We start from the raw sequence: 18,657 nt of genomic DNA on the forward strand, positions 1-18,657 counted from the left end.
CTGTCCCATACAATGGAGACTACCAAATGCAAGCAGATTTCGCAATACGGAGCGCAAATTCCGGGAAATCTAAGCTTGACCTTAAATTTGCCAATGGGAGGAATAGAAATGACCAATTACAACAACCATGCAGGTGTGAGCGGGGGTTATACCCAAAACGGGACGCCTAACGGATATACTGCTATTACACCTTTTATCGTGGTGAACAATCCGGCCGAAGCGATCACCTTTTACGAAACCGTTTTTGGGACAAAAATGAAAAGCGCAACAGAGATGGACGATAACGGCAATAAAATCATCGTTCATGCGGATATCGATTTTGGCAACGGCTTTTTGCAACTGGGGGCCGCCAACCCTGCATATCGACTGGTTCTGCCGCCGGGAGACGGCAATGCATGTTATTCGCTTGGAATTTATGTTCCCGATGTTGACCAGACCTTTGCCTTGGCCATAGCCAACGGAGCGACTGTCAGAGAGCCGGTTGCAAACTTTGTTTCCGGAGACCGGTACTGCAGCATTCTGGACCCGTTTGGCATCAGATGGTCGATCATGACCCGAATTGAGGATATTTCGGGGGAAGAAAGCTACCGCAGGGTGGCCGAATGGAGCAAGAGCCTGTAATCATGCAATTCCACAACATCAGTGGTGTGAGGCTCACAGGAGCCAGGCGATCAGTTCCGTAACATCGTTAACCGCGAATTCTCCAGCCTGCTGTTTTTCTTAGAAAAACGGAGCCGCATCGATAGAAGCATTCATCGATATGCGGCTCCAGAAGATGCTTTACCTTCTCGGGGACGTCGTCATTTCAATCCACGCTCCTGTATAAGGAGCGACGGCTCCGTAATACTATCAAGCGCCTGCTGTACATCATTTCAATCCACGCTCCTGTATAAGGAGCGACTAATGCCGCAACGGACGGTGACCTGTCCGGTGCAATTTCAATCCACGCTCCTGTATAAGGAGCGACGGTACCAATACGGGGGAATGGTTTTTGAATCCTATTTCAATCCACGCTCCTGTATAAGGAGCGACCATAGATGATCTGGCTGCTGAGACTGAGCAACCGAAGGGTATGCATTTCAATCCACGCTCCTGTATAAGGAGCGACTGAAACGAATATCCATTTACAAAGTGCAACTGATATTTCAATCCACGCTCCTGTATAAGGAGCGACTATTCCAATTGGTGAGGAGTTACTTCCGACATTGCATATTTCAATCCACGCTCCTGTATAAGGAGCGACATGGTTAGCAGGTAGGTCAGCGCTCGCGGGTGCGATTTCAATCCACGCTCCTGTATAAGGAGCGACTCAGTGTAACGTTGGTGTTACCAGCCGGGTTGATTTCAATCCACGCTCCTGTATAAGGAGCGACATGATATAAGCATAGTTATCTCCCCTTTACTGTGTTATTATTTCAATCCACGCTCCTGTATAAGGAGCGACCGAGTTGTCGGACATGTTTAAACCTCATTTCTTGATTTCAATCCACGCTCCTGTATAAGGAGCGACGTGGACATCGAGACTTTGGCAAAAGAGGAGTTATTTCAATCCACGCTCCTGTATAAGGAGCGACGGGGACGCTCTATTCCAAGTCAAGGCAGGCGGGATAATTTCAATCCACGCTCCTGTATAAGGAGCGACTAATTTCGGGGTCGCTGGATGGGGCCTGTTGTTCGTGATTTCAATCCACGCTCCTGTATAAGGAGCGACGATAACCTGGCAGACGAAATCACCCGGGCGGTCCGATTTCAATCCACGCTCCTGTATAAGGAGCGACAGCGGCCCATTTGCGGCCTTACGGGACAAGGGATTAGACCCTCAAAAGTGCGAATCCCTCATTTTTTTAATTATATTCTTAAAATATGCCCCGGTAAATAGCGAAAATCCCTTGTTATATAGCGGTGCGAATCTCCCGGGAATTTCATGTGAGCTTGGGGTTCGCACCAAAATTCATAAATCCGGTATCCCTGCCTTTGTGCGTATACTAAACTGCACAAGAAATAGTGCCAAATCTGAGGCAACAGCATCTACGACAATTGCAAAATGTCAACACCATAAGGCGCAAGACTCAGCACATTGCCCCGCTCCGTTTCGTACAGCAGACTAGGGTACGCATCGGGCATCATCACCTGCTGCGGATCGCGGCTTAAATTGAGCACGAATAAATAGCTGCCCGTTGTCCCCGTGCGGATGGCGATTTGCACACCCTCCGGCAGATCGGGCATCACCATTAACCCCAGCTCTTCAGCAATCTCGCGGAATAAACGCATCAAGCAGACTTCATCGAGATGTGTGCCGAGATAATAAACTTTCCCCTGCCCAAACCTGTTGACCGTAGCCGCCGGTGTGCCCTTGTAGAACTCTTCGTCATACCAAAGAACCGCCTTAGCACCGTGCAGACTCAGCACATCACACCACTGCGAGCCCTGGTAAGAGCGTCCCTCACCATCGACAACACGCATGGCTGTCCGGCCAATCGCATCATATTCCTCTACATTCACTCCGGTGCAATTCGCCAGCAGCCCAGGCAGCGGCAGCATCACATGCTGATTGTTCATATGTTTTACACCGGAACGGCTTGTTACAACGACAGTCCCCCCTGCGGCGGCAAAGCGTTCCAATGCAGTGGTCACTTCCTCGTTCAGCAGATAGAAGCTCGGAGCCACAACAAGCTTGTAGCCATCCAGTGCCTGCGTCCACTCGATCACATCACAGCCGATTCCGAGCTTCGTCAGGGCACGGTGATAGTCCTTCACATTTTCATAATAATCGTAGCCTTCGGCTTGTGGTTGAATGCGCAAAGCCTCCAAATGCTCATGCGAGAGCAGAATTGCCGCTTCATTAACGAGAGCGGTTCCCTGAAGCTTATCGGCCAGGGCATTGACCTCCCCGCACAGCTCAGCAAACTCCCTGAAACGGCGGCCAGGCACGTTGCTCTGATCGATCAGCCCATGCCAGAACTGTTCCGCCCCGGCAACCGCCGAGCGCCAGCGGAAGTGAACGACCGTGTCAGCTCCCCGTGCGATGGCCTGCCAGGAGAACGCGCGGATAAATCCGGGATAGGGCGCTCTCCAGGTCGGAAACCAGCAGCCCGGCGGCCCGCTCAGCTGCTCCATGATCCAGAAGTTACGCCGCTTGATGCCACGCGTCACATCCAGGGACAACGCACCGCTGTAGGGACCTGTCGCCTGTTTGTCCGGAGCGGTATTCGGGTAATAGTCGAAGGCAGCCACATCCAGGTCGGCTCCGACCTGGTACAGGTTCAGACGCTGCGGATAGGTATGAAAATTGTGGGTCACCCAATGCCCAGGACAATTTGCGCGAATCACACGAATTTGCTCGCGCTGAAAGTCAGCAATGCAATCCCATTGAAACCGGGCAAAATCAAGCAAATACGATGGATTCTGATGTCTTGAGCCGCCATAAGGCACACCTACCTGGCTCCAATCGCTGTATTCACCGCTCCATACGACCGTTCCCCACTCGCGGTTCACGTTCTCCAGCGTACCATACTTCTCCTGCACCCACTCCCGGAAGCGTTGATTGCAGGTATCGCAGTGGCAATCGATGACCCAATACTCATTGTCGAGCTGCCAGCCGATCACGGCGGGATGGTCACCATACCGAGCGGTCATCTGTGTGATGATCCGTGCCCCGTAATCGCGGAGTGATTCGCTGTTGTAACAGCGGTGGCCCCGTACCCCCGGATGATGCGTCCCCCCATTCGCGAATACCGGCAAAATATCCGGCTTCATTTCGCTAAGCCAGCGCGGAGGCGTATTGGTCGGCGTGCACAGAACAACACGGATCTGATATTTGGCGAACAAATCCAATGCCTGATCCAGCCATTCAAAGGTATATCGTCCCGGCGACGGTTCCATCCGGCTCCAGGCAAACTCCGCCAACCGCACCACCTGGACACCCGTTTGCTTCATTAGTTGAATATCCTCCTCCCAGAGAGAAGGATCCCAATGCTCCGGATAATATACAACACCGATTTGCACGTTATGAGCATCAACATATTGGTTCTCCACGCTTGTTCCCCCTTTGACCGCAAACGGATTAAATAGGAAAAGGCAGGGACCGCCTCATTCTTCTCCTTTAAAGGATAAGTGGCTGGAGGCGGCCTGCCTTTTCATCATTCAATATTCATACTTGCAATTATTTCAACTTATCCCATGCGGCCTGCATATTTTTCTGCCAGGATTCAACATCGCTTTTGCCTGCCAAATATTGCTGGATCGCGCTCCCAAACTCCTGAGCCACACCATCCGGGAACTTACCGGCCTGATGTGCGAAAATATTGCCTTCCTCTACGTATTTCACCAGATCAGTTGCAATCGGTCCCATATCTTCCGGTGTAGCTTGAATTGTGGTCATAGCCGGAATGAATTTGAATTTCTTCACGAGATATTCCTTACCGATATCTGAAGTAACGAGCCAGTTCAGGAAAATTTTCGCCTCTTCTTTAGCATCGGAATCTTTGTTGACAACCAGGTTCACCGGTACGCCAATCGTTACTTTACCTGTCTTGGCTGCATCGTCGCTCAGCGGCATTGGCAGAATTCCGATGTTCATGTTCGGTGTGATACCGTCGATCATCGTTTGCGCCCAGTTGCCTTCCTGCATCATCGCCGCTTCCCCATTGGCGAACATTGTTACCTGAGTGTTATAGTCGGTGGTCAACGGATTTTTGTTGCCATAATCCAGTGTCAGCTTCATCAATTTCGCCCAGTTAGCGAATTGCTCGTTGCCAACAATCGAAGACGTGCCTTCATTCAGTCCTTTAATAAAACCATCCACATTATCCTGGTTAGCAAAAGCCACGCTGATGCCCTGGCTACCTACCAGCCACCATTCCTGATAAGCATTGGCAAATGGAGTGATGCCTGCAGCCTGCAATTTCTTGGCTGCTGCTTCCAGCTCAGAATACGTTTTTGGCAGTGTCGTGATGCCCGCTTTTGCAAACAGGTCTTTATTGTAGACATAACCGAAACCTTCCAAATCAAGCGGCAATCCATACACTTTATCATCTTTGGTGATCGCTTCTGCCGCAAGTGGCACCAGATCCTTCACCCAAGGCTGGTCGGACAAGTCCTCCAGCTTCTCTTGCCACATATCCAGCTTGGCATAACCGTTGTTAGAGAAAATATCCGGTGCATCGCCGGAAGCGAATTTCGTTTTCAGAGCCGCGTCATAGTCTGCGCCCCCACCCACCGTTTGAATGTCCAGCTTGATGTCTGGATGTTCTTTTTCAAACTCGACCTTCAGCTCGTTAAGCCCTTCTACGATTTCCGTTTTGAATTGGAAAATCGTTACCGTTTTTTGCCCTGGTTTGTCGCCGCTGCTATTGTTATCGCTTACAAGATTTCCGCCGCCGCCACAAGCGGAAAGTATAACCGACATCGTTAACAAAACCGACAAAATGATAGAATACTTAGCCTTTTTCATTTAACCTTGCCCCCCTAAATCTATTGTAGTTTATTGGAACAGCGGATCGGTCGGCGTTAGCCTTTGACCGACCCGGCTGCGATTCCCTCGACAATATAACGCTGCAAGAACAAGAAGAAAACAACGATTGGCGCAATGCCCAGTACAAGCGCTGGCAGAGCAATATCCCACTGCTTCGTGTACTGTCCAAAAAATGCGAAGGTAGCCAGCGGAATCGTCCGCATCTCCGGCCGCTGCAAAATCAGCGATGGCAGCAAGTAATCATTCCATACCCACAAACAGTTAAGCACGATAATCGTCATCAGCATCGGCCGCATCATCGGCAGCACGATGCGGAAGAAAACGCCGATCCCCGTGCATCCATCCACCGTTGCAGCTTCTTCGATTTCCAGCGGAATCGATTTGACAAACCCGTGGAACAAGAATACCGCCATCGGTGCCCCCAGACCAAGATAAGTCATAATCAGTCCGGTACGGGTATTGTTCAACCCCAATTCATTAACGACCCGCAGCAACGGCATCATGATCGTTTGAAACGGAATGACCATGGAAGCGATAAGCAGCATGAACAAGACACGGTTAAACCATGTATTGGAACGGACCATCCGGTACGCAGCCATCGAGCTGATCAGCGCCAGAATGGCCACACTAACAACGGTAATCATGAGTGAGTTTGTGAATGCCTGCGGAAATTGCGTTAATTCCCAGGCTTTCGAATAGTTCTCCCATTGAAATACCTTTGGCCAGCTTGCCGAATCAGACATAATCTCGCCGAAGGGCTTGACCGAGTTCACGAAGAGAAAGTAGAACGGAGACAAGAACAGCAGGCCGATTAACGCCATAATGATCTCCACAACCAGCGTTCGTCCGGTATATCTTTTCAGCATCAGGCTTCAACCTCCTTATTCTTCGTCGCGCGCACTTGAAGCATCGTAATAGCGGCTACGATCACGAAGAACAGAATGGCCTTGGCGGTACCCAGACCGTAACGGTTATTCTGGAACGCCTCGTTGTAAATATTCATCGCCACGGATTCCGTTGATTTGAACGGTCCGCCTTTCGTCAGTGACAGGTTGAGATCAAACATTTTGAACGCCCAGGAAATCGCCAGGAACAGACAGATCGTCACTGCCGGCATAATCAGCGGAACGATGATGCTGCGCAGCATCTGCCAGCGGCTTGCCCCATCAATCTCCGCAGCCTCGATCACTTCGGAAGGAACGTTGCTCAGCGAGGAGATATATACGACCATCAGATAACCCGCCGTGTGCCATACAAACACAATCATGATCCCCCAGAAACCAGTGGTTTCATCCCCAAGCCAAGGAAGTCCGAAGAAGGACCAGCCGGTCAGTTCAAACATCGTATTGAAACCTTTGATGAATATGAACTGAAAAATAAATCCGAGCAGCAGCCCGCCGATTACGTTTGGCATAAAGAAAATCGTACGCAAAATGTTGCGTGTCTTCAACCCCTTGGTTACAAAATACGCGAGGAAAAAGCCGACAATATTCGTCAGCACAATGCCGACCAGCGTAAATTTGGTGGTGAACCAGAAGGATGACCAAAAGTCCGGATCATTCGTGAATATCGTTTTAAAATTGTCCAGTCCTACCCAGTTTACCGTGCTCGCCACGCCATTCCAATCGGTCAGCGCATAATACATCCCGAGCAGGAACGGTATCACCATGACGATTAGAAAAAACAGAAAAACAGGTCCCACGAAAAATATTTGCAGTCCCCATCTTGACGCTCTTTTACTACTCATGGCGCAGCCCCCTTTCTTTCTGTCGAATAACTGTTGTATTGTTATTATGATTGGAATACGCCTGCGCAAACACCGACTGAGGTGAACAGTCAGGTGCAATTTATTGATCGGGAGCGAAGCGACTTGAAATGGAACAGTATCCGCACCAAACTGATCGTCTTTATGCTGATCGCGACGATTCTTCCTATTGTGGTAACTATGTTCATTACTTATTCATATACGACACAATCGCTGCGAACACGGGTCGCCCAGGAGGACGCCAATCTGCTGTATCAAGGCGGACGTAACCTTACCAGCCTGCTGGATGACCTGAACCGCAGCTCGTCCGGTGTGTACGGCATCTCCAATCTGCTGCTCGCCGGCTACGAAGACCTCCAGAGCAATTCGCAGGTGTATGCCGTATTATCCGGCATTTCGCGCTCCGTCCCGGATATTTTTCAGGTGTATCTATATGAAAATAACAGCCGTAAAGCGACGCTGGTCACACTGAACACACCGCAGCGGAACTATAACATCGCTCCTTTTGTCGATTCCGTGGGCAACGGCCAGCACAGTGTATGGGTACAGGAAAGCCACATGAGCCATACATACGGACTGACTTCCATTCAGCCGCGGTATCCTTCAGAGCCGGTATTTACCCTTCACCGCAAAATCGAAAAGGTCCCGTCAAGCGACATCATCGGTTACCTGTCCATCGACGTCAAACTATCGGCTTTGAGTGACATCGTTGATCAGTTGTATGAGCAAAACCGCGAGAAAATCTACATTCTCGACGACAATGGCAACATCGTTTACTCTGATGATCAAAATATGCTGGGGCTGCCGCTCCGGGAGCCGTGGTATGCCGAGCAAATTGCCAGCTCTCCAAATTCCAGTGGAAACTTCGAGCAAGACGGGAACGTATTCGTCTACCAGCAGATTTCCAGTCTCGCAACCCGCTGGACGCTGGTCAAGCAGGTTCCGGTCTCTTACCTGACTCTAGAAGCGAACCGCGCAGCTTTCATCAACATCCTGGTGCTGGCGGTATCGCTCATCATCATCGTTGGCGCCACGGTAACTATATCGCTGCGGATTACCGCCCCGATTAAACGACTGGGCCGTTATATGGACCAGATTCAGTCCGGTAACCTGAATGTCGATATCCAGCCGGCAGGACATGATGAGATCGGTGCGGTAATGCTGCGGTTTCGCGGAATGATGGATACGATCAACAATCTGATCCTACGGGAATACAGGCTGGAGCTGGCGAACAAGACGAACCAGCTCAAAGCGCTGCAAGCGCAGATCAACCCGCATTTTCTCAACAATACGCTGCAGATTATCGGCACGCTGGCACTGGAGTTGAACGTTCCGCGCATTTACGCCCTGCTCTCCGCATTGGCGAAAATGATGCACTATAGCATGCATAACGATGACAAAACCGTCACACTGCACGATGAGTTGGAGCATGTCAAGGCTTATATTGAGCTGCAAAAGGAGCGGTTTGAAAACCGTTTCATTTTCCGCTACGATGTGGAAGAGCAGTTGCTTGATCTGCCGATGCCAAAAATGATCCTGCAGCCGATTATGGAAAACTACTTTAAGCACGGATTGCAGCGGTCGGCCGTGAACGGCGAAATCACCCTGCGTGCCATTGCGCTGGCAGAGGGCGGAGCCGAAATCATGGTACAAAATAACGGAAATCATATTCCCGAAGCGAGGCTGCTGCGCCTGCAGCAGGAATTGGCCCAATGGCCGCCCACAGGCAGCCATCCGCTGGATACGGGACAAGATGCGAAACGGCCTTCGATCGGACTTACCAACGTGCTCGCCCGGCTCAAGCTGTTCAGCGACGACCTGGCTTCGCTGAGCATCGATAATTTGCATCCGGCCGGTGTGAAAGTCACCTTGTTTATCGCGGAGAAAGACATAACGGAGAGTGAAGATCATTGAAAGCGCTCATTGTAGATGACGAAGCAAGAGTAAGGAAAGCGGTCCGTCTGCTCGTAGATTGGGAGGGACACGGGATACAGGAAGTAAGCGAAGCAGGAAGCGGGAACGAAGCGATCGAACTGATCCGGCACAACAAGCCGGAATTGGTTATCACGGATATGCTGATGGATTCCGGAAACGGTTTGGAGCTGATGGCGTGGATCAGCGAGTTCGCCGGAAGCGTGAAATTTATCGTTGTCAGCGGACACAACGATTTTGAATTGGTGCGCAGCACCGTCCGTCATGGGGGAATCGACTACATTCTCAAGCCAATCGAGGCGGAGGCTATCAATGCTGCGGTAGCCAAGGCAGTGGCGGAATGGCAAGCGGAGGAACGCAAACGTGTCGGGCAGCAGCAGCAAAATATCCAGCTTAACGAAATCAGGCCGGTGTACGGAGAGAAGCTGTTGTCTTCACTGATCGATGACGCCAATTCAGCCGAGTCATCACTTCGCCGGCTGCGGGCAGATCAGGTCATCCCGGAGCAGACGACCACCGTGCGTTTGCTGCTGCTGCAGGTGGATGCCGAAGACGAGCCGTTGCTCCAGCGTTTCGGCAAGAATAGCGATTTGCTGTATTTTTCTATCATTAACATTTGCAACGAGTTCCTGCTGCCGCACCGCCGCGGCACTGCTTTCAAGTATTGGGGCGCTTCGGGCGAAATTATCCTTTTGCTGTGGAGTGGGCATGAAGCCGTGGCTGAGCTGGTTGAAAGGATCAATCAGGGTTTATTCCACACGCTCCAGCGCCGGATGCACTTTGGCGTTGCGGCCGCAGGTGTGCTGCCGCAGAGCCTTCCTGGTCAATATGCAGAAGCTGGCGCAGCCATCCGGTGCCGTAATTTGCTGCACAGCGGGAGTTATCTTCACACCCTGCCGACCGAATCACATAATGGAGGCGGGACCAGAGAAACGTCGCGTCTGCGCTTTGCCGACGTGCAGGAGGATTGGAAAATGGCCGTATTAAGCGGCGGCAATGAGCAGCGGATTGCCGCGGCAGCGCAGAAATGGATCGACACGCTCAGCCACGGCGGCATTGTGACACCGGAAATGCTTGAGCAATGGCGGTCAGACGCGCTTTCCTTCCGCGAACGGCTGCTGCGGGAAACGCTGGGCAGTGACGCCGGATCGGTGCTGACTGCACTGATTCAGGACGACCGGCAGCATCGTGCGCCCAACAGCAACGCCTATTCCTTCTCGCTCTTTGCCTGGCGTGATTGGGCCGTTGACCTGATGAGCCGTTTGTCCCGGTCCATCAGCGAGCGGCAAACTAAGGAAAAACATACGATTGGGGACATCATTAAATACATCGAGCAGCACTACATGTCGGAGTTATCCCTGCAGGACATCGCTGGCCGCTTTTTTGTCAGCCGGGAATACATCTCGCGCAAATTCAAGCAGGAATTCGGCATCAATTTCTCCGACTACCTGTCCAAATACCGTATCGATAAGGCCAAGCTGCTCATGCTTAACCCGAACCTGAAAATTTCGCAAATCGCCGAAATGGTCGGTATTCATGACGTGAAATATTTCAGTAAGGTGTTCAAAAAACAGGAAGGCATCTCACCCAAAGAGTACCGCCATAAGCTCTCGTCTTAGGTTCAGTATCAGCAGTGTGGTTGTCATCTTTGAACTGAATTTCTTCAAAAAAAGGGCCTTAACCTCCACTATACAATGGAATTTGAGGTCCTTTCGGTTGTAAATTGGAATGTTCCCATGTTATACGAACACTTTTGGGACAGCCCCCCTGCTCAGCTTCGCCAGAGCTCCGTCCCAAGCGCCTCTTACACATTTATTTCACTCCATGCTCCTGTATAAGGAGCGACAACATCCCAATTGAGGCCTTGTGGCGCAAGGGATTATCCTTGCAAAAGTGCGAACCCCTTCTTTTCTTTCATCATATCCTTTCAATGAATACCTCAAAAACAGCTACAAATGTCTTGCTTTGCCGTGAAAATGCCTTACTTCCCCGATATGAGCGGGCATTCGCTCATGGATGATACTCAAATCCTGCCTGCACTCCATTCACGCTTGACTCAATCAGAACTCTATTTCTTCTGCAGGCTTAAGGGTTGCAAAGCTGGGAGAAAGCACCTTGTTATGATGCCGAATAATTTGTTCTGCCTGTATTATCCCGTTATCAAATGTGCTATGGGCATCCTGGACCAGAGTCACCTTATACCCTTTACTGAAAGCGCAGCGCACGGTCGTATCCACACAAAACTCAGTCTGCATGCCTGCAATGACCAGCTTTTCGACCCCACGCTCAAGCAGAGCCGCCTGCAGTCCTGTTTTATAAAAAGAGTCACAGACTGATTTTTGAATCACTGTATCCGTCGGGAGCGGTTTGATCTTGTCATGAATCTCCCAGGTCGGTTCACCCATACTAAACTCAGGATCGCCCTGCTCCGTATGCTGTATGTATATAACCTCCGTACCTGTTTCACGTGCCTTCTGGATTAACCGGTCAATTGTATCCAGCACCTCATCTCCACGATACAGATTGTATTGCGGTAAAAACATCACATTTTGCACATCAATGACCAATAACGCCGTTTTCATAGCCTCTCGCGCTCCTCTCACTTTGTAAATAGCAGCCAGCACTCGCCAATTCTCTGCCTAAAACAATCTTAACGTTTACCAGGAAAACAGACAAGCTTAATACATGCTCACCCTCCCAAAAAAGCGGCCCTCCGTTGAAAGAGAGCCGCTGTATATTGAAAAGATACAGTTATAGCACTGTTAGATGTTAAGACTCAAGCGTGATCAATTGCGAAACGACCTTGGATTCAAAAATTTTGGACAGCTCTTCGGTTACGGTCAAATAGAGCAATCCGTTGCCCTCAAGTTTAGGCGAATATCCAAGCGGCACGGTCCGCTTGACCAACTGTCCGTACAGCTCGGTTTCGGTTAAATCCCGCTCGAAGGCGGCATTCGCCAGCCCCTTAATCAAGGCCAGTGCACCGCTGACATGTGGTGTCGCCATCGAAGTTCCACTCAACGCAGCATATTCGCCGTCCAGGAAAGTGGACAAGATTTTCTCGCCTGGAGCAACCAAATCAACCTCATTGTTGGAGTTCGAAAATACGGAGGATTCCCGGTCAAAATTAACCGCGCCTACACTTATAACCTCGTTGTATGCGCCCGGATAGCCGAATTCGTCGGTTGCATCCCTGCCATCCCCTTCATTACCTGCGGCGCAGACGACCAAAATGTTGGATTCCACCGCCTTTTTAATGGCAGCATGTAGCTCTTCCACATCCTCCGGACCGCCGAGAGACATGGAGATAATGTCCGCCTGCTGCTCAATGGCATAATAGATCCCGTCAATGATCCACTCGTACGCACCGGAACCGTCTTTGTCCAAAACTTTGACGATCAGCAGCTCCGCCTCCGGTGCCACCCCAACTACACCACTTCCATTCTGCACCGCAGCAATTGTGCCAGCTACGTGGGTGCCATGGCCGTTATAATCGGTGTAATTAGCAGAATCGCCGCCATCATCGTGGGTGAAGTTTTTACCTCCCACAATCCGGCCCTGCAAATCAGGATGAGTAATTTCGCAGCCGGTGTCCAAAATGGCAATCTTGATGCCTTTTCCTTTGGTCTTGTCCCAAACCTCGGGGGCCTGGATCAGCTCAACCCCGGCTGGCACTTCATTGACAGCTTCCAACTGCTCCACAACCCGATAAGGAATGACACTCATTGTCCGCTGCATCTTATCCCTCCTGAAAGTAATGAAATTTTTGATTCTACTAAATTTTAACAGATTATCTTTTTTTTCATAGAGACTATCGTCACAATTTACATATTCATATAAAGAGTTTGCTATAATCATATGCTTCTTTAGTCCGAATCATAACCCCAGCACGGGGAGCGCCGTAATTTCCTTCACGCTCTCACTTTTTTTGAGCAATCAGTTCTAACGACACCGCTAAAATGATCCCTGCGGTATAACGGAGCAGGTCCATTGCCAGGAATCCCCTTCCCAGCACCAAAGCCCCTAATGTCGTGCTTCTTAGCCCATTCAACCAGTCGGTCTGGATCAGTTGGCTGAACTCAATACCATAACAAAACAACAGGCTCAGCAGCATTGTGCTGAACAACTTGTAACGAACGAAGAGCACTCGAAAACCAAAGTAGATCATGGCTGCCCACAAGGCGTCTCCTGCATGCTTGGCCACAAAATCCGGAAGCACTTCTGCATACGCCCGCGAAGTCAAGCCAAGAAGCATCGTCAAGAGGACTGTGGCAGCGTAAATAAGTCTTTGTTTTAATTGAAAATCGGTATTACCGTAATCGCCGCTCGTATTCCGGTCTTTTTCAAGCATTCGTTACCGCTTCCCTCATTGTTGAATCTCCTTTTTAATGCAGCACGTATAATACTTCAGTTTTCTGCTTTTATGATCGTTGTGACCATATCGCTTTGACATAACCTATTTTCATACCAGCATGCTCCATATTGCGATGACTTTGTGATAAAAAAGCACACTGTGCGACCACGAGACTGCAGTCCGCCAAAGCTGCCTCTTCGAGTCTCTTTTTCAATAGCATGCGATGCAGCCCCTGATTACGGTAAGAAGGAAGTGTTCCCGCGAATGTCAACGACGCTGCCCGCCCCTTTATATGCATGACTGCGGCCGCAGCCGGAACATCCTCGCAGCGTGCTAGATAAAATCTCCAGCCCGGACGGTCGTATAACACCCGGTTATTCTCAGCGACATGTACAACCCCCGCATCGGGCAGCCCTGTTGAGCGGCAATGGATCGTTGCGTAATCTGTAAATTCATGTTCTTGCACTCTTTCAATAGTGATCCCTTCGGTGGTCTGCACTGCTGATATACAAGGTTGTGCATACATGCAAGTATGAAAACCTGAATGATAGAATCCACGCTCCGCAAGCTGCATAAGGAGCTCCTGACTCACCAGCGAAGGAACAATCTCAAACTGGACCCTACGGTCCTTCCCTTGATAAAAATGGATGATGTCGTCCAAAAAATCAATATCCTGATCCCTTAACCCTTTTACCGTATTAAAAGAAAGCCAGTGCATTGTCCGGCTGTAATAGGCGACAGCGTTCCCAAACTTATGTATCTCCACACCCTCCGGATTGCCCGGCTTTTCCTGAATCGCTTGCATCCTGTCCGTCATATAGTCGATTTCAGACTGCTCGATTTCCTCGATTAACTGCAGAGTTGGTAACATTGGACGCATGTTCGCCTCCCGATACTGAATTTTTTTACAGCTTGCGCTTATCCTCGCAAATCATAAATTCATAACCGGACTTTTCCCCATATAAACTCCTCCTCTTTTGAGCAAGCTCTATTAACCTATCATATCATAGATGTTCCGTTATTTGGAAACGCATTCTTCAATATACTCTTTACAAATCTGCCTTCCCGATATAACCTAAATAAGTTGTGCACAATCAGAACCTGGAGGGACAATTTTGCTGAGAATATTCCTTTATATAGCATCCATCGTGATCGCAAACGTCGTTACTGCCAGCTTTGCTCCGCTGGTCTTCGGAAATTTCATCGTGCCTATGGGAACAATATTTATCGGGGCTACATTCATATTCCGGGATCTGGTGCAGCAGCGATATGGGCGTCTGAACGCCTACAAGGTTATTGCGGTGGCGCTGCTGATCTCTGCTTTGACATCATGGCTGCTGGGAGACACGTTGTGGATCGTATTTGCGAGCGCAATTACGTTCATTTTCTCGGAGACGTTCGATACTGAAGTATTTACCCGTCTTCAAGGCTCCTTTCAGATAAAGGTGCTGGTGAGCGGAACTGTCGGGGGCATCATCGATTCCGGCCTCTTTGTAATCATTGGATTATCTCCGCTTGGCGCTAACTTCCTGCCTTGGGCTCTGGTATCCTACGCCATATTGGGACAGGCCGTTGTCAAAACGGTCATGCAGTTGCTCGGCTTCCTCGTATTGAAAAGCCTTCGGCGCGTTTAATATCCGGATTTATCCATCTCCACAGGTTTAATCCATGGCAATTCATAGCACACTTTACTATGAACAATAACTTGTCGGGGCGGGGAAAAATTATGGGACGATACATACAGGCAGAAAAAGATGTAAAAATTTTTGTTGAAGATATCGGACAGGGGACACCGGTCATTTTTGTGCACGGCTGGCCCCTTAATCATCTTATATTTGAATACCAGTACACTTTTCTGGCTGCCAGGGGATACCGCTGCATCGGCATGGATCTGCGCGGCTTTGGCAAGTCGGATGCTCCCTGGGAGGGTTACAGCTATGATCGTATGGCCGATGATTTGCGTGCGGTTATAGATGAGCTTCAACTGGAGAATGCCGTGCTTGTAGGTTACTCCATGGGTGGGGCGGTTGCGGTCCGATATATGGCCCGCCATCATGAACACGGCATTTCGCGCCTCCTTCTCGCGGTTCCGGCGACACCGTCATTCACACGGCGGGATGATTTCCAGCACGGCATAGAGCCGGATGTTCTGACCGGACAACTGATCGAAGCTGCTATGAAAGACAGACCTGCCATGCTGGCCAAGGTTGGACTGAAAGTGATCAAAGCCAGAGCTCGTCCGCTGCTGATGGTGTGGTTAGGCTCTCTTTGTCTTCAGGCGTCACATCACGGAACGGTAAAAGCGGCGGCCGCACTGCGGGACGAGGACCTCCGTCAAGATCTCGCCCGCATCACCGTACCGACAGTCATCTTTCAAGGTAAAAAAGACAAGATCTGCGAGCCCAAACTCGCAGAGAAGACCTGCCTCGGCATTCGCGGATCGCGCATCGTTTGCTTTGAAAACAGCGGACATGCGCTGATGTTTGACGAGCAGGATAAATTTAACGAAGAACTGCTTGCTTTCCTCAAGGATACAGAGATATAGGTAAGTGCTGTCATATCCCGTCAGCTCTCCAGACGACTGAAAATATCGAAAGCTTTTTCCATTTTCACCATATAGGCAGGATCATCGCTGGAACACATAAATTGAATCCGCCCCTGTCCTTCGCCGCTGCCCACATCCTTCAAACAGAGCACATTTCTTAATCTGCTGACCGTTCCCCGGCTTCCGTCAATGATCTGGATATGTCCGGGAAGCAACTCCCGTAAGATTTTCTTATAAAAAGGATAATGCGTGCAGCCGAGAACGACCGTTCCATAGGCGTTCAGGTCGAAAGGGGCTAATTTTGCCTCAAAATAATCCACCATCTGAGCGCGGTCAAAATTCAGATTTTCACAGTAACCGACCAGTTCCGGCAGTGGCAGTGAATCGACGCTTCCATGATCGTCCACCCTTGCTACAAGCTCGTTGTATTTGGATTGCGACAGGGTCAGAGGTGTTGCGAATACCAGCACTCTTTTCCCGCTGTGCCGGTTCATCTCCACCGCAGGCTTCACGGCCGGCTCCATCCCGATAATCGGGATGCTGTAGACCTTTCTGAGCTCCGTTGCCGCAATGCTGGTCGCCGTGTTGCAGGCAATGACCAGCGCTTGCACCTCTTCACGAGTAATGCGGGCAGCCGCTTCAAGCACATATTCCATAACCTGATCTTTTGATTTCGTGCCGTAAGGCACATGAAGGGTATCAGCAAAATACAAAAAATTTTCATGCGGCAGTTGTTCGACCGCTTCGGACAGCACCGTAATCCCGCCAATGCCCGAGTCAAAAAATGCGATTGTCATATTCGTCACCTTGCATCATATATTTCCTCTGAGTCAAGCGCCGTTTTTTGCAAAATGGCACGGCAGCACCATGAGGCAAACTTCATTTTAACATATTCCGCCCCTGTCAGCTTCGATCAATAAATCAATTGCTTTTTTGGCACACTTTAACGCTTTTAACACCCATTTTACTTAGTTTAAAAAAGAAAGTGACTTTTAAAAAATTATATTATGAATTATTGTTGACAGCTATAAAGTTTATCATTTATTATTCAAGTATACTTTTAATTATATGGAGGCTAATGCACATGTCCAAAGTATTATTCGTGAAAGCCAACGACCGCACAGCGGAAGAATCTGCAACGGTTAAACTTTATAACGCATTTTATGAGAGCTACAAAGCATCCCATCCGGATGATGAAATCACCGTGCTGGACCTGTACAGCGTTGAGCTTCCTTACCTGAACGCCAACATGATCAATGGCCGCTTCAAAGCTGCTCAAGGTTTGGAGCTGTCTGCTGAAGAAGCTCGTCTCGCAAACATTGCCAACGAATATCTGGATCAATTCCTGGCTGCCGACAAAGTCGTGTTTGCCTTCCCACTCTGGAACCTGACAGTACCTGCAGTATTGCATACTTACATCGATTACCTGAACATGGCCGGCAAAACGTTCAAATACACTGCGGAAGGTCCTGTTGGTCTCGTAACAGACACCAAGGTTGCCCTGCTGAACGCAAGAGGCGGAGTATATTCCGAAGGCCCTATGGCTGCTTGGGAAATGTCCGTAAACCTTGTGAGCAACGTCTTGACCTTCTTCGGCGTGAAGGATATTACCAAAATCGTGCTCGAAGGACATAACGCTGCACCTGATAAAGCTCAGGAAATTGTTGAAAAAGCAGTTAAAAATGCTGCTGATGCTGCTGTTAGCTTCTAATCAATCCATACCGCTCCAGGCTGGCCGATAACGGCCGGCCTGTTTTTAATATCATGACGAAAAGCCGACAGACCAGATGTTTTCATTCGGTCAGCCGGCTTTTTCGTAATTGAACTGTTGAGCTATGGACGACCGATCAACCCAAACAAGAGAAGCTGACTAAGCCCGGCCATTTTCTCATTATAGTTTCCGCTTTTTGCCCAATTGGATTGAAGTGTCCCGATTGCATCCAGCAATTCCAATATGGTTTCAAGCGAAACAGAAGATGCAATTCCCCCTTCCCTTTTCCCCAGTTCAATAAACTCCTGCAGGATTCCGACTCTGATCTGATTTGTATTTTCGCTGTACAGGCTTGATAACGTCTGATCCTCCACCGCACCCGGAGAACTAAGCAGCTGGTAATCCTGATCGGCGCATATTTCAAAAGCCCTTATCAGCTTGTCTTTAAAATCAATGTCCTGGTGAAGGAGTTCCTTAGCCATACGCACGGTATTTTCCATCAGGACATTCGCACATTCTTTGACGACTCCTTCTTTACTGCCGAAATAGTTATAAAGCGAGACCGACGATACCCCGGATTCAGCCTCAATGTCTTTGACACTGACATGCACAAAACCCTTTTCTTTAAAAAGCTTCAGGGCCGCATGCACGATCGCATCTTTCTTCTTCTGTGTTCTGATCTCAAATTTGTTCATATCGTTTTCACATCCCGTATCCATTAGCTAAGTTTACTATACCATAAATCAAAATGTTTTTAAATTATACGAATGAAATTTAAAAATTTATTGACGATCAGCCGACATTGCAGCTATACTCGTGTTGCGAAAGTTTTTAAATATAACGAAAAATATTTAAAAAAAATTATATATCCGCTTTT

16 protein-coding genes and 1 CRISPR repeat array are annotated in these 18,657 nt (G+C 49.4%); of the genes, 6 read left to right on the forward strand and 10 right to left on the reverse strand.

Annotated features, from left to right (window positions below; genetic code table 11):
* The first annotated feature begins 108 nt into the window (after positions 1-108).
* Positions 109-621 (forward strand): VOC family protein, encoded by a 513-nt coding sequence (locus ACE5LO_RS17180; RefSeq protein ID WP_375521236.1) that lies wholly within the window; start codon positions 109-111, stop codon positions 619-621.
* Positions 622-802: 181 nt separating this feature from the next.
* Positions 803-1,778: direct repeats of the CRISPR family, unit length 32 nt; unit sequence ATTTCAATCCACGCTCCTGTATAAGGAGCGAC.
* A 250-nt stretch (positions 1,779-2,028) separates the two neighbouring features.
* Here ACE5LO_RS17180 and ACE5LO_RS17185 read toward each other — a convergent pair.
* From ACE5LO_RS17185 to ACE5LO_RS17200, 4 genes are all read right to left on the reverse strand, one after another.
* Positions 2,029-4,035 carry a beta-galactosidase gene (locus tag ACE5LO_RS17185; RefSeq protein ID WP_375521237.1) on the reverse strand — a complete coding sequence of 669 codons (2,007 nt, stop codon included), beginning with the start codon at positions 4,033-4,035 and terminating at the stop codon, positions 2,029-2,031.
* 127 nt (positions 4,036-4,162) lie between these two features.
* Positions 4,163-5,452: an ABC transporter substrate-binding protein gene (locus ACE5LO_RS17190; protein ID WP_375521238.1), complete on the reverse strand. Its 1,290-nt coding sequence runs from the start codon at positions 5,450-5,452 to the stop codon at positions 4,163-4,165.
* A gap of 56 nt (positions 5,453-5,508) precedes the next feature.
* Entirely contained in the window at positions 5,509-6,339 is an 831-nt protein-coding gene (locus tag ACE5LO_RS17195) for a carbohydrate ABC transporter permease (protein WP_375521239.1), read from the reverse strand.
* Positions 6,339-7,220 (reverse strand): carbohydrate ABC transporter permease, encoded by an 882-nt coding sequence (locus tag ACE5LO_RS17200; RefSeq protein ID WP_375521240.1) that lies wholly within the window; start codon positions 7,218-7,220, stop codon positions 6,339-6,341. The genes ACE5LO_RS17195 and ACE5LO_RS17200 overlap by 1 nt, the downstream gene beginning before the upstream one ends.
* 93 nt (positions 7,221-7,313) lie before the next feature.
* Here ACE5LO_RS17200 and ACE5LO_RS17205 point away from each other — a divergent pair, with 93 nt between their 5' ends.
* Together ACE5LO_RS17205 and ACE5LO_RS17210 are read left to right on the forward strand one after the other, a co-directional pair.
* Positions 7,314-9,152, forward strand: a complete 1,839-nt coding sequence (locus ACE5LO_RS17205; protein ID WP_375521241.1) for a cache domain-containing sensor histidine kinase — start codon at positions 7,314-7,316, stop codon at positions 9,150-9,152.
* Positions 9,149-10,789 (forward strand): response regulator transcription factor, encoded by a 1,641-nt coding sequence (locus tag ACE5LO_RS17210; protein ID WP_375521242.1) that lies wholly within the window; start codon positions 9,149-9,151, stop codon positions 10,787-10,789. The genes ACE5LO_RS17205 and ACE5LO_RS17210 overlap by 4 nt, the downstream gene beginning before the upstream one ends.
* A 441-nt stretch (positions 10,790-11,230) precedes the next feature.
* Here the strand turns inward: ACE5LO_RS17210 and ACE5LO_RS17215 are convergent, their stop codons facing one another.
* The 4 genes from ACE5LO_RS17215 to ACE5LO_RS17230 form a co-directional block, all read right to left on the reverse strand.
* The gene (locus ACE5LO_RS17215) at positions 11,231-11,752 is read right to left on the reverse strand and encodes a cysteine hydrolase family protein (protein WP_375521243.1); all 522 of its coding nucleotides are present in this window, start codon (positions 11,750-11,752) and stop codon (positions 11,231-11,233) included.
* A gap of 187 nt (positions 11,753-11,939) precedes the next feature.
* Positions 11,940-12,908 carry a S8 family peptidase gene (locus ACE5LO_RS17220; protein ID WP_375521244.1) on the reverse strand — a complete coding sequence of 323 codons (969 nt, stop codon included), beginning with the start codon at positions 12,906-12,908 and terminating at the stop codon, positions 11,940-11,942.
* A gap of 181 nt (positions 12,909-13,089) precedes the next feature.
* Positions 13,090-13,521, reverse strand: coding sequence for a ribosomal maturation YjgA family protein (locus ACE5LO_RS17225; protein ID WP_375521245.1), 432 nt, complete (start codon positions 13,519-13,521; stop codon positions 13,090-13,092).
* Positions 13,522-13,591: 70 nt separating this feature from the next.
* Complete coding sequence (locus ACE5LO_RS17230; RefSeq protein ID WP_375521246.1) at positions 13,592-14,404, reverse strand: GNAT family N-acetyltransferase; 813 nt, start codon at positions 14,402-14,404, stop codon at positions 13,592-13,594.
* A gap of 238 nt (positions 14,405-14,642) precedes the next feature.
* Between ACE5LO_RS17230 and ACE5LO_RS17235 the strand changes: the two genes are divergently transcribed.
* Positions 14,643-15,158, forward strand: a complete 516-nt coding sequence (locus tag ACE5LO_RS17235) for a VUT family protein (RefSeq protein ID WP_375521266.1) — start codon at positions 14,643-14,645, stop codon at positions 15,156-15,158.
* 92 nt (positions 15,159-15,250) lie between these two features.
* A complete protein-coding gene (locus ACE5LO_RS17240) occupies positions 15,251-16,069 on the forward strand; it encodes an alpha/beta fold hydrolase (protein ID WP_375521247.1) in 819 nt (272 codons plus the stop codon).
* Between the two features lie 20 nt (positions 16,070-16,089).
* Here the strand turns inward: ACE5LO_RS17240 and murI are convergent, their stop codons facing one another.
* Complete coding sequence (murI, locus tag ACE5LO_RS17245; RefSeq protein ID WP_375521248.1) at positions 16,090-16,866, reverse strand: glutamate racemase; 777 nt, start codon at positions 16,864-16,866, stop codon at positions 16,090-16,092.
* Positions 16,867-17,153: 287 nt separating this feature from the next.
* Here murI and ACE5LO_RS17250 point away from each other — a divergent pair, with 287 nt between their 5' ends.
* On the forward strand, positions 17,154-17,780 hold the full coding sequence (locus ACE5LO_RS17250) for an FMN-dependent NADH-azoreductase (protein WP_375521249.1): 627 nt from the start codon (positions 17,154-17,156) through the stop codon (positions 17,778-17,780).
* A 122-nt stretch (positions 17,781-17,902) separates the two neighbouring features.
* On the opposite strand, the gene ACE5LO_RS17255 is transcribed toward ACE5LO_RS17250, so the two are convergent.
* Positions 17,903-18,475 carry a TetR/AcrR family transcriptional regulator gene (locus tag ACE5LO_RS17255; protein ID WP_375521250.1) on the reverse strand — a complete coding sequence of 191 codons (573 nt, stop codon included), beginning with the start codon at positions 18,473-18,475 and terminating at the stop codon, positions 17,903-17,905.
* Positions 18,476-18,657: the final 182 nt, after the last annotated feature.

It is taken from the genome of Paenibacillus medicaginis (assembly GCF_042138635.1).
Taxonomy (GTDB): domain Bacteria; phylum Bacillota; class Bacilli; order Paenibacillales; family Paenibacillaceae; genus Paenibacillus; species Paenibacillus medicaginis.